The 22,947-nt window shown below is 65.1% G+C and carries 25 protein-coding genes; 20 read left to right on the top strand and 5 right to left on the bottom strand.

Annotation, left to right across the window (positions count from 1 at the left end; genetic code table 11):
* Positions 1–59: 59 nt before the first annotated feature.
* From ACP7BL_RS11125 to nhaA, 3 genes are read left to right on the top strand one after another with little or no spacing between them, the layout of a single operon-like run.
* Positions 60–1,625 (top strand): lysine--tRNA ligase, encoded by a 1,566-nt coding sequence (locus tag ACP7BL_RS11125; protein ID WP_426258337.1) that lies wholly within the window; start codon positions 60–62, stop codon positions 1,623–1,625.
* 13 nt (positions 1,626–1,638) lie between these two features.
* A complete protein-coding gene (locus ACP7BL_RS11120) occupies positions 1,639–2,460 on the top strand; it encodes a shikimate 5-dehydrogenase (RefSeq protein WP_426258336.1) in 822 nt (273 codons plus the stop codon).
* 58 nt (positions 2,461–2,518) lie between these two features.
* Positions 2,519–3,742 (top strand): Na+/H+ antiporter NhaA, encoded by a 1,224-nt coding sequence (nhaA, locus tag ACP7BL_RS11115; RefSeq protein WP_426258335.1) that lies wholly within the window; start codon positions 2,519–2,521, stop codon positions 3,740–3,742.
* A gap of 64 nt (positions 3,743–3,806) precedes the next feature.
* On the opposite strand, the gene ACP7BL_RS11110 is transcribed toward nhaA, so the two are convergent.
* The 3 genes from ACP7BL_RS11110 to sucC all read right to left on the bottom strand — a co-directional run bounded on the left by ACP7BL_RS11110 (position 3,807) and on the right by sucC (position 6,819).
* Positions 3,807–4,736: an electron transfer flavoprotein subunit alpha/FixB family protein gene (locus tag ACP7BL_RS11110; protein WP_426258334.1), complete on the bottom strand. Its 930-nt coding sequence runs from the start codon at positions 4,734–4,736 to the stop codon at positions 3,807–3,809.
* Positions 4,733–5,482, bottom strand: a complete 750-nt coding sequence (locus ACP7BL_RS11105) for an electron transfer flavoprotein subunit beta/FixA family protein (RefSeq protein ID WP_426258333.1) — start codon at positions 5,480–5,482, stop codon at positions 4,733–4,735. Before ACP7BL_RS11105 ends, ACP7BL_RS11110 begins: the two co-directional genes overlap by 4 nt.
* 137 nt (positions 5,483–5,619) lie before the next feature.
* Positions 5,620–6,819 (bottom strand): ADP-forming succinate--CoA ligase subunit beta, encoded by a 1,200-nt coding sequence (gene sucC / locus ACP7BL_RS11100; protein ID WP_033966992.1) that lies wholly within the window; start codon positions 6,817–6,819, stop codon positions 5,620–5,622.
* Positions 6,820–6,940: 121 nt separating this feature from the next.
* Here sucC and ACP7BL_RS11095 point away from each other — a divergent pair, with 121 nt between their 5' ends.
* Entirely contained in the window at positions 6,941–7,459 is a 519-nt protein-coding gene (locus ACP7BL_RS11095) for a sterol desaturase family protein (RefSeq protein ID WP_426258368.1), read from the top strand.
* Positions 7,456–8,205, top strand: coding sequence for a sulfite exporter TauE/SafE family protein (locus tag ACP7BL_RS11090; RefSeq protein ID WP_426258332.1), 750 nt, complete (start codon positions 7,456–7,458; stop codon positions 8,203–8,205). The genes ACP7BL_RS11095 and ACP7BL_RS11090 overlap by 4 nt, the downstream gene beginning before the upstream one ends.
* Before the next feature lie 11 nt (positions 8,206–8,216).
* Here ACP7BL_RS11090 and ACP7BL_RS11085 read toward each other — a convergent pair whose 3' ends face one another.
* The gene (locus ACP7BL_RS11085) at positions 8,217–9,152 is read right to left on the bottom strand and encodes a ribose-phosphate pyrophosphokinase (RefSeq protein ID WP_426258331.1); all 936 of its coding nucleotides are present in this window, start codon (positions 9,150–9,152) and stop codon (positions 8,217–8,219) included.
* Between the two features lie 136 nt (positions 9,153–9,288).
* Between ACP7BL_RS11085 and ACP7BL_RS11080 the strand changes: the two genes are divergently transcribed.
* The 10 genes from ACP7BL_RS11080 (at position 9,289) to ACP7BL_RS11035 (ending at position 17,375) form a co-directional block, all read left to right on the top strand.
* Positions 9,289–10,617, top strand: a complete 1,329-nt coding sequence (locus tag ACP7BL_RS11080) for a glutamate--tRNA ligase (protein WP_033966986.1) — start codon at positions 9,289–9,291, stop codon at positions 10,615–10,617.
* 87 nt (positions 10,618–10,704) lie between these two features.
* Positions 10,705–11,376: an energy transducer TonB gene (locus ACP7BL_RS11075; protein ID WP_033966984.1), complete on the top strand. Its 672-nt coding sequence runs from the start codon at positions 10,705–10,707 to the stop codon at positions 11,374–11,376.
* A gap of 62 nt (positions 11,377–11,438) precedes the next feature.
* Positions 11,439–11,789, top strand: a complete 351-nt coding sequence (locus ACP7BL_RS11070; protein ID WP_033966983.1) for a hypothetical protein — start codon at positions 11,439–11,441, stop codon at positions 11,787–11,789.
* Between the two features lie 2 nt (positions 11,790–11,791).
* Complete coding sequence (ribD, locus tag ACP7BL_RS11065) at positions 11,792–12,778, top strand: bifunctional diaminohydroxyphosphoribosylaminopyrimidine deaminase/5-amino-6-(5-phosphoribosylamino)uracil reductase RibD (RefSeq protein ID WP_426258330.1); 987 nt, start codon at positions 11,792–11,794, stop codon at positions 12,776–12,778.
* Positions 12,779–12,782: 4 nt separating this feature from the next.
* The gene (locus ACP7BL_RS11060; protein ID WP_426258329.1) at positions 12,783–13,403 is read left to right on the top strand and encodes a riboflavin synthase; all 621 of its coding nucleotides are present in this window, start codon (positions 12,783–12,785) and stop codon (positions 13,401–13,403) included.
* Positions 13,390–14,538, top strand: coding sequence for a 3,4-dihydroxy-2-butanone-4-phosphate synthase (gene ribB, locus ACP7BL_RS11055; RefSeq protein WP_426258328.1), 1,149 nt, complete (start codon positions 13,390–13,392; stop codon positions 14,536–14,538). The genes ACP7BL_RS11060 and ribB overlap by 14 nt, the downstream gene beginning before the upstream one ends.
* A complete protein-coding gene (locus ACP7BL_RS11050; protein ID WP_033967559.1) occupies positions 14,538–15,059 on the top strand; it encodes a hypothetical protein in 522 nt (173 codons plus the stop codon). Before ribB ends, ACP7BL_RS11050 begins: the two co-directional genes overlap by 1 nt.
* 2 nt (positions 15,060–15,061) lie before the next feature.
* Positions 15,062–15,481, top strand: coding sequence for a 6,7-dimethyl-8-ribityllumazine synthase (gene ribH / locus ACP7BL_RS11045; RefSeq protein ID WP_033967591.1), 420 nt, complete (start codon positions 15,062–15,064; stop codon positions 15,479–15,481).
* Between the two features lie 7 nt (positions 15,482–15,488).
* Positions 15,489–15,944 carry a hypothetical protein gene (locus ACP7BL_RS11040; protein ID WP_137902884.1) on the top strand — a complete coding sequence of 152 codons (456 nt, stop codon included), beginning with the start codon at positions 15,489–15,491 and terminating at the stop codon, positions 15,942–15,944.
* Between the two features lie 57 nt (positions 15,945–16,001).
* Positions 16,002–17,375, top strand: a complete 1,374-nt coding sequence (locus ACP7BL_RS11035) for a cytochrome P450 (RefSeq protein WP_137902883.1) — start codon at positions 16,002–16,004, stop codon at positions 17,373–17,375.
* Positions 17,376–17,406: 31 nt separating this feature from the next.
* On the opposite strand, the gene ACP7BL_RS11030 is transcribed toward ACP7BL_RS11035, so the two are convergent.
* Complete coding sequence (locus ACP7BL_RS11030) at positions 17,407–18,495, bottom strand: alkene reductase (protein WP_033967557.1); 1,089 nt, start codon at positions 18,493–18,495, stop codon at positions 17,407–17,409.
* Positions 18,496–18,549: 54 nt separating this feature from the next.
* On the opposite strand from ACP7BL_RS11030, the gene ACP7BL_RS11025 reads away from it, so the two are divergent.
* The 5 genes from ACP7BL_RS11025 to ssb are packed head-to-tail and all read left to right on the top strand — an operon-like array spanning position 18,550 to position 22,943.
* Positions 18,550–19,464, top strand: coding sequence for a DMT family transporter (locus tag ACP7BL_RS11025; RefSeq protein WP_426258327.1), 915 nt, complete (start codon positions 18,550–18,552; stop codon positions 19,462–19,464).
* Between the two features lie 10 nt (positions 19,465–19,474).
* Positions 19,475–20,152 (top strand): COQ9 family protein, encoded by a 678-nt coding sequence (locus ACP7BL_RS11020; RefSeq protein ID WP_033967556.1) that lies wholly within the window; start codon positions 19,475–19,477, stop codon positions 20,150–20,152.
* A gap of 57 nt (positions 20,153–20,209) precedes the next feature.
* Complete coding sequence (locus ACP7BL_RS11015) at positions 20,210–20,497, top strand: FeoA family protein (protein ID WP_033967554.1); 288 nt, start codon at positions 20,210–20,212, stop codon at positions 20,495–20,497.
* Between the two features lies 1 nt (position 20,498).
* Positions 20,499–22,373 (top strand): ferrous iron transporter B, encoded by a 1,875-nt coding sequence (gene feoB, locus ACP7BL_RS11010; RefSeq protein WP_426258326.1) that lies wholly within the window; start codon positions 20,499–20,501, stop codon positions 22,371–22,373.
* A 24-nt stretch (positions 22,374–22,397) separates the two neighbouring features.
* A complete protein-coding gene (gene ssb / locus ACP7BL_RS11005) occupies positions 22,398–22,943 on the top strand; it encodes a single-stranded DNA-binding protein (protein WP_426258325.1) in 546 nt (181 codons plus the stop codon).
* Positions 22,944–22,947: the final 4 nt, after the last annotated feature.

Genomic DNA, 22,947 nt, shown 5'->3' with positions numbered 1-22,947 from the left:
GGCACATCCCGCCCGATGGAGGTTGTGCCGCGCCGTACCCATGCGCTACGCCCCCGCGTATGACCGACGTTTTCCGCACCGCCGCCCTCGATTCCAAAGCCTGGCCGTATGAGGAAGCGCGCAAACTGCTGAAACGCTATCCCGAGGGCAAGCCCGGAGGGGCACCGATCATCTTCGAGACCGGCTATGGTCCCTCGGGCCTGCCGCATATCGGCACCTTCAACGAAGTGCTGCGCACGACGATGGTGCGCCACGCCTTCCAGACGCTGTCCGATGCGCCGACGCGGTTGATCGAGTTTAGCGACGATATGGACGGGTTGCGGAAAGTGCCCGACAATGTGCCCAACCAGGCGATGCTTGCGACGCATCTCGGCAAGCCGCTCAGCCGCATTCCCGATCCGTTCGAGAAGTTCGAGAGCTTCGCTGCCCACAACAACGCCATGCTGCGCGATTTTCTCGATCGCTTCGGCTTCGAGTACGAATTCATCTCGTCGGCCTCGCAATATGAAGCCGGCGTGTTCGACGATGCGCTGAAGGGCGTGCTGCGCAACTATGCCGCGATCATGGGCGTGATGCTGCCGACGCTGCGCAAGGAACGCGCCGCTACTTATTCGCCGATCCTGCCGATCAGCCCCAAGACCGGGATCGTGCTGCAAGTCCCGGTCGAGGTCGTCAATGTCGAGCAGGGCACGATCCGCTTCACCGACAGCGATGGGGAAGTGCTCGTCCAATCGGTGCTCGGCGGGCAGGCCAAGCTGCAATGGAAGGTCGATTGGGCAATGCGCTGGGTCGCGCTTGGCGTCGATTATGAGATGTACGGCAAGGACCTGATCGACAGCGGCGTGCAGTCGGGCAAGATCGCGCGCGTGCTCGGCGGTCGCCCGCCCGAGGGGTTGATCTACGAGATGTTCCTCGACGAAAAGGGCGAGAAGATCTCCAAGTCCAAGGGCAATGGCCTGACGCTGGAGCAATGGCTCGATTACGGCACGCAGGAAAGCTTGTCCTTCTTCGCCTATCGCGAGCCGAAAAAGGCCAAGCAGTTGCACATCGGCGTCATTCCGCGCGCGGTGGACGAGTATTTCCAGTTCCGCGGAAGCTATGCGGCGCAGCCGGTCGAGCAGAAACTCGGCAATCCGGTGCACCACATTCACAATGCCGCGGTGCCGGACACGAATCCGCCGGTCACCTTCGGCTTGCTGCTCAATCTGGTCGGCGTGCTGGGCGCAGGCGCGACCGCGGAGCAAGTCCACGGCTATCTCAGCAATTACATCGAAGGTGCCGTTACGCCCGAACTCGATGCGCTGATCGGTCATGCACTCGCCTATAACCGCGATTACGTCGCGCCGACGCTCCAGCGCCGCAAGCCCGAGGGCATCGAAGTCGCCGCGCTCGAACGGCTCGACCGCGAGCTGGCCAACGCGCCTGCCGACAGCTCGGCGGTCGATTTGCAGAACATCGTCTATGCGATCGGCAATGAAGGCGGGTTCGATCCGCTGCGCGCCTGGTTCGGGGCGCTGTACGAAACGCTGCTCGGCTCCACGCAAGGCCCGCGCATGGGCAGCTTCATCGCGCTGTACGGCATCGACAATAGCCGCAAGCTGATCGCCGAAGCGCTGGCGGACTGACGAGGACACGCCGATGCCCACCAAACCGCTGATCGGGCGCGAGACGCGGCTGTGCATGTCGCTATCGGCACGCCCGGGCAATTTCGGAACGCGTTTCCACAACCGGCTCTACGAAATGCTGGGGCTCGATTTCGTCTACAAGGCGTTTTCAACGCGCGATCTGGAGGGCGCGGTGCGCGGCATTCGCGCGCTTGCCATTCGCGGGTGCGCGATTTCGATGCCGTTCAAGGAAGCGGTGATTCCGCTGCTCGACGGCATCTCCCCCTCCGCCGCCGCGATCGACAGCGTCAATACCATCGTCAACGATGAGGGTATGCTGACCGGGCACAATACCGATTATGCGGCGGTGGCGCGGCTGATCGCCGACATCGACCCCGCAACGCCATTTTTGCTTCGCGGATCGGGCGGCATGGCCAAGGCGGTGGCCGCGGCACTCTGCAATAGCGGGTTTCGCAACGGCACGATCGTCGCGCGCAATGCCGAGCAGGGACAGGCACTGGCGACGCGCTACGGCTTTCGCTGGCAGGCCTATCTTGGCGCGGCGGGCGCGCCCTTGCTGATCAACGTCACGCCGATCGGCATGGCGGGCGGCGACGCCGATGCGCTCGCCTTTCCCGAAACGATGATCGCGGCGAGCCTGGTCGTCATCGACGTGGTGCAATATCCGCCGGAAACACGGCTGCTGCGCGCCGCGCAAGCGGCGGGCAAACGGATCATCACCGGCACCGAGATCGCGACCTTGCAGGCGCTCGACCAGTTCGTGCTCTATACCGGCGTCACCCCCAGCGATGACCAGGTCGCCGATGCCGCCGCCTTCGCGCGCGCGGCGGGGTAAAGACCCTGCGGCTCCGGTTTCGGTTTCGCACCGGGGCCCGTACCGCTAGGCTGGGGGCATGGCCAACCCCACCACGTCGCGCCGCGTAGCCCGAAACATCCGTTCGGCACTGCGCACCTTCCTCGCACAGGAAGCGGCGGGCGGCATGGTGCTGATGGCGGCGGCCGCGTTCGCGCTGATCTTCGCCAATTCGGAGCTCGCCCCCGCCTATTTCGCCTTCCTGCACCATGAGACGGGGCCGGTATTGGCCCCTGCCATCGGGCCGATGACGGTGCATCTATGGATCAACGACGGCTTGATGGCAGTGTTCTTCCTGCTGGTCGGCCTCGAGATCAAACGCGAGCTGGTCGACGGGCAATTGGCGAGCCCCGCGCGGCGGCGCTTGCCGATCATCGCGGCGGGCGCAGGCATGGCGATGCCGGCCTTGGTCTTTCTCGCCATTACCGGCGGTGCGCCAGCACTGGGTCCGGGCTGGGCGATTCCGGCGGCGACCGACATCGCCTTTGCGATCGGCGTACTGGCGCTACTCGGCAAGCGCGTCAGCCCGGCGCTGAAGCTGTTCCTCACCACCGTCGCGATCGTCGACGATTGCGGCGCAGTGGCGATCATCGCCTTGGTCTATAGCCACGGTATCGACTGGATCGCGCTGGCGGGCGCGGCGGGCACGGTGCTGATCCTGCTCACGCTCAACCGGCGCGGGGTGGTGGCTTTGTGGCCCTATCTGCTCGGCTTTGGCGGTCTCTGGTGGCTGGCGCTGCTATCGGGGGTCCACGCCACCGTCGCGGGCGTGATCACCGCCGCGCTGATCCCGGTCGCCACCTCCCCCGGCGCGCCCGATGCCGCGCATTCACCGCTCCACCGGCTCGAACATGCGCTGTCGCCTTGGGTCGCGTTCGGCATCGTGCCGCTATTCGCCTTTGCCAATGCGGGCGTGTCGCTGCTGGGCATATCGGCGGCGACGCTGGGCGATCCGCTGGTGCTGGGCATTGCGGGAGGGCTGTTCCTGGGCAAGCAAGCCGGGATTGTCGGGGGTGTCGCCCTCGCCGAGCGTCTGGGGATCGCCAAGCGCCCCAAGGGGATGCGCTGGATGCAGCTTTATGGAGTCGGCCTGCTCGCGGGAATCGGCTTCACGATGAGCTTGTTTATCGGCGGCCTCGCTTTTCCGGGCGACGCGCAGGTGCAGGATTCGGTCAAGATCGGTGTGCTCGGCGGATCGATCCTGTCGGCGATCGCAGGCTATGTCGTGCTGCGCTATATCGCGCCCCGCGCGAAAGCCGCCTGATCGCTCGAAACGAGAACGGGCACCCCTTCCGGAGTGCCCGTCCCGTGTCGCAATGACAGGTCGATCAGAGCTTTTCGGTCAGCTCCGGCACGATCTTGAACAGATCGCCGACCAGGCCGAGATCGGCGACCTGGAAGATCGGCGCGTCTTCGTCCTTGTTGATGGCGATGATGGTCTTGCTGTCCTTCATGCCCGCCAGATGCTGGATCGCGCCCGAGATACCGACCGCGACATACACTTCCGGTGCGACGATCTTGCCGGTCTGGCCGACCTGATAGTCATTCGGGGCATAGCCCGCATCGACCGCAGCGCGGCTGGCACCGACGCCCGCGCCGAGCTTGTCGGCGAGCGGATCGATCACGGCGTGGAACTGCTCGCTCGACCCGAGCGCACGCCCGCCCGAGACGATGATCTTGGCCGAGGTCAGCTCAGGCCGCTCCGACTTGGCGATTTCCGAACCGACATAGGTGGACACACCCGCGTCGCCGGTCGAGGCAACCGCTTCGATCGTGCCCGCGCCGCCTTCGGTCGCAGCCTTTTCAAAGGCGGTGCCGCGCACCGAGATCACCTTCTTGGCGTCCTTGGTCTGCACCGTGGCGATGGCGTTGCCGGCATAGATCGGGCGCGTGAAGGTATCCTCGCTCTCGACCGAGAGGATGTCCGAAATCTGCATCACGTCGAGCAAGGCAGCGACGCGCGGCGCGATGTTCTTGCCGTTTGTGGTGGCGGGCACGAGGAAAGCGTCATGCGTTTCCATCAGCTTGGCGACCAACGGCGCGACGTTTTCGGCGAGCGCATGGGCATAGGCCGCATCGTCCGCGACATGCACCTTGCCGACGCCCGCAATCTTCGCGGCGGCCTCGGCCACTGCGCCGACACCCTGGCCGGCGACGAGCAGATGCACTTCGCCCAGCTTAGCAGCCGCGGTGACGGTGGAGAGGGTGGCGTCCTTCACGGATGCGCCATCATGTTCGACCCAAACGAGCGTCTTCACTTCGCGACTCCCATTGCCTTGAGCTTGGCCACCAGTTCATCGACATCGGCGACCTTGATCCCCGCCGAACGCTTGGGCGGCTCGACCACCTTCAGCGTGGTCAGGCGCGGTGACACATCGACGCCGTAATCGGCCGGGGTCTTCTGCGCGAGCGGCTTGGACTTGGCCTTCATGATGTTGGGCAGCGAGGCATAACGCGGCTCGTTGAGGCGCAGGTCGACCGTGATGATCGCAGGCAGCGGCAGCGATTCGGTTTCCGCGCCACCGTCGACTTCGCGCGTCACCACGACGGTGCCGGGCGACAGTTCGACCTTGGAGGCAAAGGTCGCCTGGCCGCGACCGAGCAGCCCTGCCAGCATCTGGCCGGTTTGGTTGTTGTCGTCGTCAATCGCCTGCTTGCCGAGGATGACGAGGTCGGGCTGTTCCTCCTCGACGATCTTGGCGAGCAATTTGGCCACGCCCAGCGGCTCGACCTTGTCTTCGGACACGATCAGGATCGCGCGGTCGGCACCCATGGCGAGCGCGGTGCGCAACGTTTCCTGCGATTTCTGCTCGCCGATCGACACGACGACGATCTCGGTGACGCCCGCTTTTTCCTTCAGGCGGATCGCCTCTTCGACGGCGATCTCGTCGAAGGGGTTCATGCTCATCTTGACGTTGGCGAGGTCGACCCCCGTTCCGTCCGCCTTCACACGGGGCTTCACGTTATAGTCAAGCACGCGCTTGACCGGGACCAGCACCTTCATTGCACGCTCTCCAATATTCGAACCGTTCCTGGGGAGGCGGTTCCTTCGTCGTCCCGGGACGACCGGGACCGATCTGCGGGGGTTTTCCCTCCGCTACAGAGCGGTCCCGATCCTCACCGGGGTGACGGCAGTCTTCCTTATGCCGCAGCCTTAACCTCGGCGACGATCTTCTTGGCCGCATCGCCCAGATCGTTGGCAGGAACGATCGCCAGGCCGGAATTGGCCAGGATGTCCTTGCCCAACTGAACGTTGGTGCCTTCCAGACGAACGACCAGCGGCACCGAAAGGTTCACTTCCTTGGCTGCCGCGACAATGCCTTCGGCGATGATGTCGCAGCGCATGATACCGCCGAAGATGTTGACCAGGATGCCCTTCACGTTCGGATCGCTGAGGATGATCTTGAACGCGGCCGTCACCTTCTCCTTGTTGGCGCCACCGCCGACGTCGAGGAAGTTGGCCGGGAACATGCCGTTGAGCTTGATGATGTCCATCGTCGCCATGGCGAGACCCGCACCGTTGACCATGCAGCCGATGTCGCCATCGAGCTTGATATAGGCCAGGTCATACTTGGAGGCTTCGAGTTCGGCCGGATCTTCCTCGGTCTCGTCGCGCAGTTCGAGCAGGTCCTTGTGACGGAACATGGCATTGCCGTCGAAGCCGACCTTGGCGTCGAGCACGACCAGCTTGTTGTCCTCGGTGACGGCAAGCGGGTTGATTTCGATCTGCTCGGCATCGGTGCCAAGGAACGCATCATACAGCTTGGACGCGACGCTGGCAGCCTGCTTGGCGAGATCGCCCTTCAGTTCGAGCGCGGCGGCAACGGCGCGGCCATGATGCGGCTGGAAGCCAGTCGCGCAATCGATGTCGATGGCGTGGATCTTCTCAGGCGTCTCGTGCGCGACGGTTTCGATGTCCATGCCGCCTTCGGTCGAGGCGACCATCGACACGCGGCCGGTAGCGCGGTTGACGAGCAATGCCAGGTAGAATTCCTTGGCGATGTCGACACCGTCGGTGATGTAGAGGCGGTTGACCTGCTTGCCATGCTCACCGGTCTGCACCGTGACGAGCGTGTTGCCGAGCATGTCGGTCGCTGCGGCGCGAACGTCATCGAGCGTCTTGGCGAGGCGGACACCGCCCTTGGCATCGGGGCCGAGTTCCTTGAACTTGCCCTTGCCGCGGCCACCGGCATGGATCTGCGCCTTGACGACGTAAAGCGGCCCAGGAAGCTTGGCGGCAGCGGCGACGGCCTCCTCGACGGTCAGTGCCGCGAAGCCCGCGGGCACCGGCACGCCAAATTTCGCGAGAACTTCTTTCGCTTGATATTCATGGATGTTCATGGGCCGGGTGCCTTTCGAAGATCGGGGATGCACTGGCCTTAAGCACAGGCGCCCGCGCGAATCCACCCCGTAGGCGCCCGCGTCGCTCGCCATTGCGCGTGCGGCTCGCTATATCATGTCTATGTCCTGGATCATCGGCCCGCTGCTGTTCGTTGCCACCGTCGCCGGAATGGAGGGGTTCGCCTACGGCGCGCACCGCTGGCTGATGCACGGTCCCGGCTGGTTCCTGCACGAAAGCCACCACCGCCCGCGCACCGGAAACTGGGAGCTGAACGACCTGTATTTCGTGATCTTCGCAGCCCCCTCGATCACGCTGTTGCTGGGTGGCGTGCAATGGGGCTGGGGCGACTGGGCGATCTGGGTTGGCGCCGGGATTGCCGGGTACGGGGCGATCTATCTCGGCTTTCACGATGTGATCGTGCACAAACGCTTCAACCACCGCTATCTGCCGAAATCGGCCTATATGAAGCGCATCATCCAGGCGCACCGGCTGCACCATGTGGTGGAAACCAAGGGTGGGACTGTCAGCTTCGGCTTTCTGGTCGCGCCAAGCCCTGAGGCGCTGAAGGCCGAACTCAAACGCCGCGGCCATGCCGGCGTGCGGGCTGCAGCACAGCAGGCAACGCCCGTTTCCCATTGAACGAGAGCGCTTTCTTCTACGCGCTGGCGATTCCGGCGGTGTTGCTGCTCGGCCTGTCCAAGGGTGGCTTTGTCGGGCTTGGCGCACTGTCGCTGCCGCTGCTGTCGATGACAACCTCACCGGTGCGCGCCGCCGCGATCCTGCTGCCGATCCTGATCGTGCAGGATGTGGTCGGCGTGTGGGCGTTCCGGCGCGATTGGGATGCGACCGTGTTGGGCTGGATGCTGCCGGGTGCCGCAATCGGGATTACGCTCGGCTATCTGTTTGCAGCACAGGTTCCGACCACGGCGGTGCTTGCGCTGGTCGGGGCGATCTCGGTGGTGTTCGGTCTGTACCGGCTGTGGGCTGATCGTCGCGGCGCGGTGGCGGTCGCTGCCCATGCGCCGGGCTGGGTCGGCACGCTGCTGGGCATTGCCTCGGGCTTCACCAGCCAGGTCGCCCATGCCGGACAACCGCCCTTCCAAATCTACGTGCTGCCGCGCCGCCTGCCACGCGATGTGCTGGTCGGCACGACTGCGATCTTCTTTGCCGCCGTCAACTGGATCAAGGTGCCCGCCTACTGGGCGCTCGGCCAGTTCAATCGCGAAACGCTGGGCATCGCGGCACTGCTGTTACCTGTCGCGATTTCGTCGACCTTTGCCGGGGTCTGGCTGGTGCGCCGCGTGTCGCCCGCACGCTTCTACACCGCCATTTATGCGCTGATGGTCGTGGTTGGGATCAAGCTGATCTGGGATGCGCTGGCCTAAGCCACCGCGCCTCAATCGAACAGCGACGACACCGAGCTTTCATCCGCGATGCGGCGGATCGCCTCGGCGAGCAGCGGAGCGATCGTCAAATGGCGGATCTTCTTGGCGGCCGCGACAATGTCATGGCTGCCGAGCGAATCGGTGATGACGAGTTCCTCGAGCGCCGAGCTTTCGACTCGGGCCACTGCACCACCCGAGAGCACGCCGTGCGTGATATAGGCGGCGACGCCCTCCGCCCCCGCTTGCTTGAGCGCGGCGGCGGCATTGCACAAGGTGCCGCCCGAATCGACGATATCGTCGATCATGATGCAGAAGCGCCCTTCGACGTCACCGATGATGTTCATCACCTCGGATTCGCCGGCGCGCTCACGCCGCTTGTCGACGATCGCGAGCGGCGCATTGTCGAGTCGCTTGGCCAGCGCGCGCGCGCGCACCACACCGCCGACGTCAGGCGAAACGACCATCAGGTTGCGCTTGCCATAGCGGGTCAGAATGTCGGCCGACATCACCGGCGCGGCGAACAGATTATCCGTCGGAATGTCGAAGAAACCCTGGATCTGCCCGGCGTGGAGATCGACCGAGAGTACGCGGTCGGCACCCGCGACGGTGATGAGATTGGCGACCAGCTTGGCCGAAATCGGCGTGCGCGGGCCCGGTTTGCGGTCCTGCCGGGCATAGCCGAAATAGGGAATGACGGCGGTGATGCGCTTGGCCGAGGCGCGTTTCAGCGCGTCGATGCAGATCAACAGCTCCATCAGATTGTCGTTCGTCGGATAGCCGGTCGATTGCAGCACGAACACGTCCTCGCCGCGCACATTCTCGCGGATTTCCACGAAAATTTCCTCATCGGCAAAGCGGCGGACCAACGCGTCGGTCAACGGCAGTTCGAGATAGGACGCAATATCGCGCGCGAGGGGCAAGTTCGAATTGCCGGTCATCAATTTCATGGCGTTCGAAACTCCTTTTGGTCCCCATGCCCCGCGTCTGGCTGCGCGCACTGTTGGCTGAGCGTCCTTTAGGCGCGGGCTTTGCGCGCGGTAAAGGGGCATTGCCGCAGGAACGAGCGCTGCCTAGAGCAAATCCATGACCATTCGCACCCGTTTCGCCCCTTCGCCCACCGGCATGTTGCATGTCGGCAATATCCGTACCGCGCTCCACAATTGGCTGTGGGCGCAAGCGCAAGGCGGGGAATTCTGGCTGCGCATCGACGATACCGACGCCGAACGCAGCGAGGAACGCTTTGTCGACGCGATCCGCGCCGATCTCGGCTGGCTCGGCCTCACCCCGCAGGGCGAGGAACGCCAGTCGGCGCGGTTCGCGCTGTATGAAGCGCGCTTTGCCGCGTTGCGCGCGGCGGGCCGGGTCTATCCGGCCTATGAAACCGCCCAAGAACTCGACCTCAAGCGCAAGATCGCCGCCGGGCGCGGCCTGCCACCCATCTATGACCGCGCGGCGCTGGCTTTGTCGGACGCCGACCGCGCCAGACTGGAAGCCGATGGCATCGCTCCGCATTGGCGCTTCAAGCTCGACCATGACACGCCGATCCTCTGGGACGATTTGATTCGCGGTCCCCAGAAATTCGATGCGGCAACGATGAGCGACCCGGTGATCCGCCGCGCCGATGGATCGTGGCTGTATATGCTCCCCTCGGCGATCGACGATGCCGAAATGGGCATCACCCATGTCGTGCGCGGTGAAGACCATGTCTCCAACACCGCGCTGCAATTGCAGATGTTCGAGGCGATGGGTGTCGCCGCGCCGGCTTTCGCGCATGAAGCGTTGCTGGTCGGCTCCGAAGGCAAATTGTCGAAGCGGCTTGGCTCGCTTGGCGTCGAGCATTTCCGCGAGGTCGGGATCGAGCCCGCCGCCGTCCGCGCGCTGCTGGCGCGGATCGGGACGAGCTTGCCGGTCGAGCCTTTGGTCGACACCGCCGCGCTGGTCGAAACCTTCGATTTCGCCAAATTCGGCCGCGCGCCCGCCCGCTTCGACGAGGCCGAACTGGCCGCACTCAATGCCAAGATCGTCCACCAGCTCGATTTCGCCAGCGTGGCGGAGCGGCTGCCCGCAGGGGTGGGTGCGGCGGAATGGGAAGCGGTGCGGCCAAACCTCTCGACCGTTGCCGAGGCCGCGGATTGGTGGAAGGTGATCGAAGGGCGGATCGACGCGGTGCGCGATCCCGCCGATGCCGATTTCCTCGCCGCCGCCGCGCGCCATGTCGCCACGATGCCGTGGGACGCCGATCCGTGGCACGCACTGACCGCCGCGTTGAAGGCCGAGACCGGGCGCAGCGGCAAGGCGCTGTTCCTGCCGCTGCGCCGCGCGCTGACCGGGCGCGATCACGGCCCCGACATGAAGGCGCTGCTGCCGTTGATCGGTCGCGATCGTGCGGCAGCGCGGCTTTCCACGATCTGATATAATGTCTCTTGCGTCAGAAATGTTATGATGTAACATTCTCTTCCTGTCCGGCGTGCGATCGGACGCCATAGTGGGAGAGAAACGATGTACGCAGATCGTTATTCCAGCCGCCAAGGCCTCAGCCCCGGGGGCGTCGGTTTCGCGCTCGGCGCGAGCGGGGTGCTTTTATTCGGGCTTTCGCTGACCGCACCCAATCTCGTCACCCGTCTGGTCGATCCGCCGCTGACGACCATCAACATCCCGATCCCGACCGATCCGCCACCGCCGGAAAAGACCCAGCCTGCGCCGCATCTGAAGGACCCAATCCCGACCAACCCACCCCCGGAAACCGTCGATAGTTCCAAACAGCAAACCGCGACGGCCACCGGCATCCCCACGTTCACAATCGACCTTCCGCCCAAGACCGAAGTCGCCGTGGGCACCGGGGCTGGCGAGATCGGCACCGCCCCACCGCCGCATGTGCCGACGATCGTCGGCCCCCAACTCGATTCGCGTTATGCCAACCTCTTCCAACCCGCTTACCCGAGCGACGAACGCCTTGCAGGCCGATCGGGCCGAGTCGTCGTGCGCGTGCTGATCGGCACGGACGGGCGCGTGAAGGAGGTGCAGCAGATCAGCGCCGCCAGCACCGCCTTTTTCGAAGCGACGCGCAAGCAGGCGCTGACCAAATGGCGCTTCACGCCGGGCACGCGCGACGGCGCGCCGGTCGAGGCGTGGCGCACCATGGCGGTGCGTTTCGAGCTCGATGGCGAATAGCGGGCCGTGATGAGGTGCGGCGGGGGTGGCATCGGTGCCCCGCCGCGCCTATCTCCCTTTCCATGAACTTCCTGCGCTATTTCTCTCCGCTGCGTGCCTGGCGCGATTTGCGCTATTACATCGTCACGCGGCAGCGGCATCAGCTCGGCTTCATGGGCGTCGCGCTGGCGCTGACCTATGTGATGGTGGTCGGCGTTATTTATGAATCGCGGATCCCGCCCAAGCCCTATCACCGCGACATCATCTATGTGCAGCAATGGCCCGCCAACCGCACCGATGCCGAAATCGTCGCGCAGCAGAAAATCGATGGCATCGAACAGACCAAGCGCGAAAACGAGCTGAAGCGGCTGCAGGCCGAGCGGCGCGCGCAGTTCAAGAAAGTGAATGACGGCCTCAAGGCTTACGGGCTCTGAGCATGATCGACGACCATCGCTGGATGGGTGCCGCGCTGGCGCTTGGCGAGCGCGGGCGCGGGCGCACCGCCCCCAACCCCAATGTCGGCTGCGTGATCGTGTCCGAGGGCCGCGTCGTCGGGCGCGGCTGGACCCAGCCCGGCGGCCGCCCCCATGCCGAGGCGATGGCGCTGGCTGAGGCTGGGGAGCAGGCGCGCGGGGCGACGGTCTATGTCACGCTGGAACCCTGCGCCCACGTCTCGCCGCGCGGCCCCGCGTGCAGCGATCTGCTGCAACTGGCCGGCGTGGCACGGGTGGTGGTCGCGATGGAGGACCCCGATGTGCGCACCAACGGCGCGGGTATTGCGCGCCTGCGCGACGCCGGTATCACGGCGGAGGTCGGTGTGCGCGCCGACGAAGCCCGCCGGGCGATGGCGGGATTTCTTGCCCGCCGCCTGCTCGGACGCCCACACGTGACGCTGAAACTCGCCGTGTCGCTCGACGGGGCGATGGCGCTGGCGTCGGGGCAAAGCGTCTGGATCACCGGGCCGCAAGCGCGCGCGCACGCGCACCTGGAACGCGCGCGCCACGAAGCGATTTTGGTTGGACGCGGGACCTTCGAAGCGGACGCTCCGAAGCTCGACGTCCGGCTCGCGGGACTTGAATCGCGCAGCCCGCAGCGAATTTTGCTGTCGCGCACCGAAACCGATGGCTGGACGCGCATCGCCGCGCCCGCTGACATCTCGACACTCGAAGCGGTCGATCACGTCCTGGTCGAGGGCGGCCCGGCGACCGCCGCCGCGTTCCTAGCCAGCGATCTGGTCGACCGGCTGTTGCTTTATCGTGCGCCGATCCTGATCGGCGGTGGGCGCACGCTGCCCGACATTGGCCTCACCGATCTTGCCGACGCGCATGGCCGCTGGCGACCGATCGAGTCGCGGAGCCTTGGCAGCGACCGGCTCGAGGTTTACGAGCGCGTCAGGGAGCCTGCACCGGGCGAAAGAGGATAGCGCGATGTTCACCGGCATCATCACCGATATCGGCACGATCGACCGGGTCGAGGCGCGCGGCGACCGGCGCATCTTCGTGCGGACGGACTATGATATGGCAGGCGTCGATCTTGGCGCGTCGATCGCCTGTTCGGGCGTGTGCCTGACCGTCGTCGACAAATCGGGCGCGGGCGAATCCGGCTGGTTCGCCGCCGACGTCTCCGGCGAAACCGTCTCGCGCACGCCGTCCGAACAATGGACCACCGGACGCCGCCTCAACCTCGAACGCGCGCTGAAGCTCGGCGAGGAACTGGGCGGGCATATCGTGACCGGCCATGTCGATGGCATCGGCAGTGTGGTGAGCGTCAGCGACGACGGTGATTCGCGCAAGATCGATATCGCGGTGCCCGCCGACCTGGCACCCTTCGTCGCGCAAAAGGGTTCGATCACGGTCGATGGCGTGTCGCTGACGGTCAATGCCGTCGCCGACCATGGCGACACCTCGCATTTCTCGCTCAACATCATTCCGCACACCCAGGCGATGACCACGCTGGGCGACCTTCACCCCGGTGCCGCCGTCAATATCGAGATTGACGTCCTCGCCCGCTATCTGAAACGCATGGAGCATTATCGTGCCACAGCCTGAAGTCGCGCGCCTGCGCCATGGGTTCCTGTCGACCCCTGAGGAATTGATCGACGAGGCCCGCAATGGCCGCATGTTCATCCTGGTCGATGACGAAGACCGCGAGAATGAGGGCGACCTCGTCATTCCGGCACAGATGGCGACGCCTGAAAAGATCAACTTCATGGCCAAATATGGCCGCGGACTGATCTGCCTTGCCATGACCAGGAGACGCGTCGACGAGCTCGGCCTCGACCTGATGAGCCGCCACAATGGCACGCGGCATGAAACCGCCTTCACGACTTCAATCGAGGCGCGCGATGGGGTGACCACCGGCATTTCCGCCGCCGACCGCGCCCGCACCATCTCGGTCGCGATCGATTCGTCCAAGGGCAAGGACGAGATCGTCACGCCGGGCCACGTCTTCCCGCTGGTCGCGCGCGATGGCGGCGTTTTGGTGCGCGCAGGGCACACCGAGGCGGCGGTCGACGTCTCGCGGCTGGCCGGGCTCAACCCGTCGGGCGTGATCTGCGAGATCATGAACGAGGATGGCACGATGAGCCGCCTCGACGACCTCGTCACCTTCGCGCAATTCCACAATCTCAAGATCGGCACGATCCGCGACCTGATCGCCTATCGCCGCCGCCACGACCATCTCGTCGAGAAGCGCGCCGAAATGGCGTTCGAATCCAAATGGGGCGGCCAGTGGAAGGCGATGACCTTCTTCAACAAGGCGACCGGCGAGGAATCGATCGCGCTGGTCAAAGGCAAGATCGACCCGACCAAGCCGACGCTGGTGCGAATGCACACCGCGTCCTATTTCGTCGACATGTTCGGGGAGCAGTCCGAACGTTCGGGCCTGTTGTCGCGCTCGATGGAAATGATCGCTGCGGAAGGTGCCGGGGTAATTGTCGTCATCAACCGCCCGATGAAGGATTCGGTCACGCGCTTCATCAAGCTGCGCGGCGAAGGCAAGGGCGCAGGCGCGCCCGAGGTCGAGGAGCTGCGCGATTATGGCGTCGGCGCGCAGATTCTGGCGGAGCTGGGCGTTGAGGAAATGGTGTTGCTGACCAACACCCACCATGCGCTGGTCGGCCTGGAAGGCTATGGCCTGTCGATCGTCGACGAACGCACGATTCCCGGCACTGGAGGCGAATAATGCGCACCGGGATCGACGAGGCACGCGATCCCAAATATGCGCATATCGAACGTGAGCGGCGCTGGCTGGTCGATCCCGCAATACGACCCGACCTGTCGGCGCTGCCCTATGTGCTGATTGAGGACCGCTATATCGCCAACACGCGGATGCGTTTGCGGCGAATGACGGCAAGCGCCAGCGGTGAGCAGGCGCTGAAGCTCACCAAGAAATACGAGTGCGACGATCCGCTCGCGCGACCGATCGTGACCACCTATTTGACCGAGGACGAGTACGCGCTGCTGGAGGCGCTGCCTGCCGCCGCCCTCGCCAAGCGGCGCTATGAGATCGTCGACCAGGGAATCACGTTCGGAATCGATCAATTCCTTGGTGCGTTGGCACCGCTGGAACTTGCCGAGATCGAATGGCCCGACGATGTGGGGTTGAGGGCGCTGCCCTCGCCCAGCTGGGCAGTCCGCGACATTAGCGACGAGCCGCGCTATCAAGGCGGCGCAATTTCGCATTCTGGCATTCCCAAGGATTGATCGTGGCAAAGATTCTCATCGTCGAAGCCCGCTTCTACGACCATCTCAACGACATGCTGCTCGACGGCGCGCGCGCCGCGATCGAGGAGGCTGGCCACAAGCACGAGACGATCACCGTGCCGGGCGCGCTGGAAATTCCCGCCGCCGTTGCGCTGGCGGCGGATAGCGGAGCCTATGATGCGTTCGTCGCGCTGGGCGTGGTGATTCGCGGCGAGACCTATCACTTCGAGATCGTCGCGGGCGAGAGCGCGCGGGGATTGATGGCGCTGTCGATGGACGGCCTGCCGATCGGAAATGGTATTCTCACCACCGAGGATGAAGCGCAGGCGATCGTCCGCGCCGACCGCGCGCAGCTCGACAAGGGCGGTGCCGCGGCCAAGGCTGCGCTGGCGATGCTGGCGCTGAAGAGCCGCTTCGGCTGAAACACGGGTGCAGCCGCCCCCGCCTCGCTACAAAATTTTCGAGCGCGACGGGCGGCTGATCACCATCGATACCTGGGCGGACAAAACGACCCCCGCCCCGCCCGCCACGGTTGCGCGACCGAGCCGCAGCGCGACCGATGCGCGTATCCCAGCGATGCTGGTCGCGGTCGCCGTGCCGGTGCGCGACGCAAGCGGCCGCCGCTTGCTGACCACGGGGCCAAGCTGGGATCAAAAGGGCCCGCGCGTGATCGCGCTTTCACCGCAGGGCGAACAGCGGGTCGGCAGGGTACTGCTGTTCGGCATCGTTGCCCTGGCCACCCTACTGCTCCTCGCCATCATCAATATCGAATGGATGCTGCCCTTTCTCATCATCGGCGTGGCGCTGAGCAGTGCGATCGCCACGGTGGGTTTGCCGTGGGTGGCGCGCTGCCTCGATTCGCTGGGCGAGACCACCGCCGCCTGAGGCTTCCATCCGCCGCGATCTTACTTATACTGGTGTCAATAAGTGGGAGAGCGATCGATGGCCTATGCGCACACCTATCGGGCGAACCCGCATTGGCTGCCCCGCCAGAAGCAATCCGCGATCCATGCCATTCCGGGCGAGGACGGTCTGCCGTTCATCGGCAATACCTTCCGCATGCTCCGCGACCCCGTCGCTTTCGGCAAGCGGATGATCGACACGTATGGCCCGGTGTTCCGCAACAATGCCTTTGGCGGCCCGACGGTCAGCTTGATCGGCCCCGACGCCAACGAACTGGTGCTGTTCGACCGCGACCGCGTGTTTTCGTCCGAACAGGGTTGGGGGCCGCTGCTCAACCTGCTGTTCCCGCGCGGGCTGATGCTGATGGATTTCGAAAAGCACCGCGCCGACCGCAAGGTGATGGCGGTGGCGTTCAAGCCCGAGCCGATGCGGCATTATGCCGAAACGCTCAATGCGGGCATTTCGCGCGCTGTGGCGACCTGGGGCAACAAACCCATTCGCTTCTATGACGCGATCAAGGAACTGACGCTCGATCTGGCGGCGGAGAGCTTTCTCGGCATGCCGCTCGGCCCCGAGGCGACGCGCATCAACCAGGCCTTTGTCGATGAAGTGCAGGCGTCGATCACGCCGATCCGCATTCCGCTGCCGGGATCGCAAATGCGCAAGGGCGTGCGTGCGCGCGCCTATCTGATCGAGCTGTTCGAACGCGAGATTCCGGCGCGGCGGGCTGGCCAGGGCCAGGACTTCTTCTCGCAATTCTGCCGCGCGACCGGCGATGACGGCCAGCCGCTGCCAGCCGATGCGATTGCCGATCACATGAACTTCCTGATGATGGCGGCGCACGACACCATCACTTCCTCGGCGACCAGCCTGATCATGCTGCTCGGGCGCAACCCGGAGTGGCAGGAGAAACTCCGCGCCGAGATTGCCGAACTCGGCATGAATGCGGAAGGCGCGCTGCCCTATAGCCAGCTCGACCGGCTCGAATTGACCGACATGGCTTTCAAGGAAGCGCTGCGGCTGATCCCGCCCGTGCCCTCGCTGCCGCGCCGCGCGATCAAGCCGTTCGACTTCGGCGGCTATCATATTCCGGCCGGCACCACGGTCAGCGTCAGCGTGGCCTATACCCACACCATGCCAGAGCTGTGGCCAGACCCGCAGCGCTTCGACCCGTTGCGATTCACGCCCGAGGCGGTGCGCGCCCGCCACAAATATGCGTGGGTGCCGTTTGGCGGCGGCGCGCATATGTGCCTGGGGCTGCATTTCGCGACGATGCAGATTCGTATCCTGCTCGCGCAATTGCTCAGCCGGTATCGGATCGAACTCGACGCAGACGCGGGGGCACAATGGCAAGCCTGGCCGATTCCGCGGCCGAAAGACGGCTTGCCCTTGCGCTTCGTGCCGCTGGCCTGACCCCTCCCGTTTCCGGGAGGGGCCACCGGCTTCAGGCCGGTGCCGTTTCCAGCGCCGGATAGTCGATATAGCCTTCCGCGCCCTGGCTGAACCACGTCTTGGGGTTGGATGGGTTGAGCGGTGCCCCCGTGCGCAGCCGTTCGGGGAGATCGGGATTGGCAAGGAAGGTGCGCCCGAAGGCGACGGCATCGGCAACGCCCGAGTCCAGGACGTCCTGGGCTTGCTCCAGCGTCGTGTAATCCGAATTCACCACCAACGGCTTGGTGAAGACCTCGCGGATCGCCGGGCTGAGCTTGGGGACGTCGGTGCGGCCATAGGTGCCGTCGGGGCCCGGCTCCCGCAATTCGAGAAAGGCAATGCCGATTTCGTCGAGCGCCTTGGCGGCGGCGGTGAACAGCGCGCGAGGGTTGCTGTCATCCACCCCTTGTGAATCGCCATTGGGCGACAGGCGGATCGAGGTGCGGCCCGCACCGGCAACCGATACGACGCGCTCGGTCACTTCGCGCATCAGGCGGATGCGATTCTCGATCGAGCCGCCATAGATATCGTCGCGGAAATTGGCGTTGTCGCGCAGGAACTGGTCGATCAGATAGCCATTCGCGCCATGAATCTGCACGCCATCGAAGCCGGCGCGGATCGCGTTGCGGGCGGCGTGTTCATAATCGGCGAGCAAGCGCGGGATCTCGGAGAGTTCGAGCGGCCGGGCAATCTCGAAATCCTTCTTGCCCTCAAAGGTATGCGCCTGCCCGTCGGTGCGGGTGGCGGAGGAGGAGACCGGCTGCACGCCCGTTACCGAGGAATGCACCTGGCGACCCATATGCCAAAGCTGGACGACAATATGCCCGCCCGCCGCATGAACCGAATCCACCACCGGTTTCCAATGTTCGACCTGTTCGTCGGTCCAGATCCCCGGGGCAAACGGCCAGCCCAACCCTTCGCGGCTGATCCCTGTCGCTTCGGTGATGATCAACCCGGCGCTCGCGCGCTGCGTATAATATTCGGCCATGATCTCGGTGGGCACGGCGTCGCGCGTGGCGCGTCCGCGCGTGAGCGGTGCCATGAGGATGCGATTGGGCGCATGGATCGTACCGAGTTGGATCGGGTCGAAGAGGCTGGGCATTGCGGACAAGTCCTTTTGCTGTGACGCACCATAAATAGGGCGCTACAGCGCGGCATGCACGACACCCTATACAAAAGAATAACTGTTACGCCTGCAATTCCAGCCAGCACGGTGGCGCTGCTGGCGGTAATTGTCGCCAACGCGGCCCTGGCCTTCGGGCCCTGGTTCGTGCGCGTGTCCGATACCGGTCCGGTCGCATCCGCCTTCTGGCGGATCACCCTCGCCGCGCCGATGCTCGTCGCGGCGGCCTCGGCGCGGGGATGGCGACCCGTAGCTGGTGTAGCACCCGTTCTGTCGCGCAGACTGTGGTGGATGATCGCGCTCGGCGGCATCAGCTTTTCCGCCGATCTGGCGAGCTGGCACCTGGGGATCCTGCGCACCACGCTCGCCAATGCAACCTTGCTCGGCAATTCGGCGACGCTGATGTTCCCGATCTACGGCTTTCTCATCGCACGGGCGTGGCCGACGCGACTGCAGGGGTGTGCCCTGGCGCTCGCCGCGATTGGCGCGGGGTTGCTGATGGGCCGGTCTTACCAGCTCGATCCGCGACATCTCGCGGGGGATCTTTTGTGCGTGCTGGCGGGGCTGCTCTACACCGTCTATTTCATCCTCATGGCCCGCGTGCGCGCGGTGCTAGCACCCCTCCCGGCGCTGGCGCTGTCGACGGTGGCGAGCATCGTGCCCCTGCTGTGCTTCGCCCTGCTGCTCGGTGAAAAGCTGCTGCCGACGCATTGGGCACCCTTGATCGGTCTTGCGTTGGTGAGCCAGATCGTCGGCCAGGGATTGATGATCTACGGACTTGGCCGCTTGCCGCCATTGACGATCGGGCTCGCCCTGCTGGTCCAGCCGATGGTTGGCACGACGATCGGCTGGGTCGTCTATCATGAACAACTCGGCTGGGCCGACTGGGTCGGCGCGCTGCTGGTTGCCATCGCGCTGGTGCTGGTCAGCCGCCCCGCGCGCGCCTAGATACCCCCCCATGACAGACTCGATCGCCCCCACGCCGCTGGCCGATGCAACGCTCGATGAAATCCGCGCCGCGCTCGCGCCGCTGATCGCCGCTAATGCCGGGTTTGACGGCTGGGGCGATAGCGCGCGCGATCTCGCGGCGGATAGTGCAGGGGTCGATCGCGATGTCGCGCGGCTCGCCTTTCCCGGCGGCGCGGTCGATATGGTGGAGGCGTGGTTCGGCCATATCGACCACGCCATGCTGCATCGCGTACCCGCCGAGCGGCTGGCGACGATGAAAATTCGCGACAAGATCACCGCGCTGGTCGAGGCGCGCCTCGCCGAAACCGCGCCCGATCGCGAGGCCCTGCGGCGCGCGCTCGCCCTTCTCGCGCTGCCGCAGAACGTCACGCGCGGAGTGAAGCTCGGCTGGCATGCCGCCGACGTGATGTGGCGCGCCGCGGGTGATACCGCGACCGACTATAACCACTATACCAAGCGCGCGCTGCTGGCGGCGGTGTATGGCTCCACGGTCACGATCTTTCTGAACGATGAGAGCGACGGCTATACCGACACCCGCGCCTTTCTCGCGCGGCGCATCGCGGGGATCATGCAGTTCGAAAAGGCCAAGGCAAAAGTGGTGGGCCGCGCCGAACTGCGCCCGAGCCTGTCCCGCTTCATCGGACGGCTGCGTTACCCGGCGGTTTGAGAGTGATTCGCATTTAACGCTGGCGTTGCGCTCCCGTCATTGATAATCAGTCGCATCATGGATATGTCCAACCCGGTGAAGACTGCGTCGTCTCTTCCATTGCTCAGCCTCGAGTCGCTGCCGCAGCGGCAACGCGCGACGGTGTCCGCGATCGACTGGGCGCATTTGTCGACTCCCGAGGCGCGGCGCTTGCGCGAACTGGGTTTTGATGAAGGGGTCGGTGTCGAGGTGCTGCACCGCGCCAGCCTCGGCAAGGGGCCGATCGCGTGCCGGATCGGGCGGATGACCGTCGCGCTGCGCCGCGCGGTTGCGGGTGCCGTCCTCGTTTCGCCCGTTACGCGCTAACATGCCCCCCGTCCCCGGCGTCGCGCCATTGGTGGCGCTGGTCGGCAATCCCAATGCAGGCAAGAGCGCGCTGTTCAACGCCCTGACGGGCGCGCGCCAGAAGGTCGGCAATTATCCCGGCGTCACGGTCGAGCGTCATTCGGGCAAGCTGTCGCTGCCCGACGGGCGCATCGTCGATCTGGTCGATCTGCCGGGTGCCTATAGCCTCGAACCGTCCAGCCCCGACGAGCGCGTGACGCGTGACTTCGTGACCGGCACGCAAGTCGGCGAGCGTTTGCCCGATGCGCTGGTGGTGGTGGTCGATGCCTCCAACCTCGACAACCATTTGCGCTTCACGCTGCAATTGATCGCACTCGGGCTACCGGTGGTGGTCGCGCTCAACATGTTCGATCTCGCCGAGCGCGACGGGCTGACGCTGGATCCGGCGCGGCTGTCGGCGGAGCTCGGCGTGCCCGTCATCGCCACGGTGGCGGTGCGGCGGCGCGGCCTGGACGAGCTGAAGGCCAAGCTCGGCGGCGTCATTGACGAGGGGGCCGCGATCCGGCTGCGCCCGAGCGACGGCACGATCGGCGAGGACATTGTCACGCTGCAACGGCGCGCGCGCAAGATCGCGATGGCGGCGACGGTTGCGGAGGCCCCGGTGCGCCGCTGGACGCACGCGCTCGATTCGGTCGCCTTGCACCCCGTATTTGGGCTGATACTGCTGTTCGCGATCCTGTTCGTGATGTTCCAGGCGGTGTTTTACGCAGGTGCCGATCCGGCCGACGCGATTGCCGGCGGGTTCGACTGGCTGAGCGCGCAGGTCAAGGACGTGATGCCCGATTCGGTGCTGCGCTCGCTCATTACCGACGGCATCATCGCCGGCGTCGGCGCGGTGGTGAAGTTCCTGCCGCAAATCCTGATCATGTTCTTCTTCATCCTGGTGCTGGAAGCCAGCGGCTATATGGTCCGCGCCGCTTTCCTGATGGACCGGGTGATGGCGAGCGTCGGCTTGTCGGGCCGCGCGTTCATCCCGCTGCTGTCGAGCTTCGCCTGCGCCGTGCCCGGCATCATGTCGACGCGCACGATCGAGGACGAGAAGGACCGGCTGACCACCATCCTGGTCGCGCCGCTGATGACCTGTTCGGCGCGCCTGCCGGTCTATACGCTGGTGATCGGCGCGCTCATCCCCAACACCAGGGTCTTGCCCTTTGTCGGCTTGCAGGGGCTGGTGATGCTCGGCCTCTACATCATGGGCGTGGTCGGGGCGTTCGTTGTCGCCTTTGTCCTGCGCCGCACGGTAACCAAGGGGGCCTCTTCGGGCTTCATGATGGAAATGCCGAAATATCAGCTGCCCCGCGGGCGGGACCTGGCGATCGGCCTGTGGAGCCGCGCCGAGATTTTCCTCAAGCGCGCGGGCACCACCATCGCCTTCACCACCATCGTATTGTGGGCGCTGCTGAGCTTCCCCAAGCCGCCCGAGGGCAGCCCGGTCTCGGCGGTGAATTATTCGGTCGCCGGGCGCATTGCCAACACCATCGAACCCGCTTTTCGCCCGATCGGCTTCAACCGCGACATCGTGCTGGCGCTGATCCCGGCAATGGCCGCGCGCGAAGTCGCGGTCGCGGCGCTCGGCACCGTCTATGCCATTGATACCGCAGGCGACAAAGACGAAGCCAAGATGGCGCAGACGCTGCACGCGCGCTGGAGCTTGCCGACCGCGCTCGCTTTCCTGATGTGGTTCGTGTTCGCGCCGCAATGCATCTCGACAATTGCCGTCACACGGCGGGAGACCAATGGCTGGAAGTGGCCTGCCTTCATGGTTGGCTATTTGTTCGCGCTCGCCTACATCGCTGCAGGAGCGGTCTATTGGGCCGCCATCGGACTCGGGCTTTAGCCCCGGACAGCGCAGGAAAAGACTATGGCGGGCGGCAGCGTCAACAAGGTAATCATCGTCGGCAATCTCGGGCGTGACCCCGAAAGCCGCACCTTCCAGAATGGCGGCAAGGTCGTGAACCTGCGCATCGCCACGTCGGAGACGTGGAAGGACAAGAATACCGGCGAGCGCAAGGAACAGACCGAATGGCATTCGGTCGCGATCTTCAACGAAGCACTTGGCGGCGTGGCCGAGCGCTATCTGCGCAAGGGCTCCAAGGTCTATATCGAAGGCGCGCTGAAAACCCGCAAATGGCAGGATGCCAGCGGCAACGACAAATATTCGACCGAAATCGTGCTGCAGGGCTTTAATGGCGTGCTGACGATGCTCGACGGAGCCCCCGGTTCGGGCGGCGGTGGCGGCGGCGGGGCCCCGCGCGACGATTTCGGCGGCAATGACGATTTCGGCGGCGGTTCGGGCGGTTACGGTGGCGGCAATCGCGGCGGATCACGCGGCGGCGGGGCCCCCGCCGGTGGCGGCGCAGCACGTGGCGGCTTTGCCGACGATCTGGACGACGACGTTCCGTTCTGAACCG

The organism is Sphingomonas sp. DC1600-2, assembly GCF_049897605.1.
Classification (GTDB): Bacteria; Pseudomonadota; Alphaproteobacteria; order Sphingomonadales; family Sphingomonadaceae; genus Sphingomonas.
The sequence above is the reverse complement of the archived record's forward strand: the minus strand, read 5'-3'. Positions and strand labels throughout refer to the sequence as shown.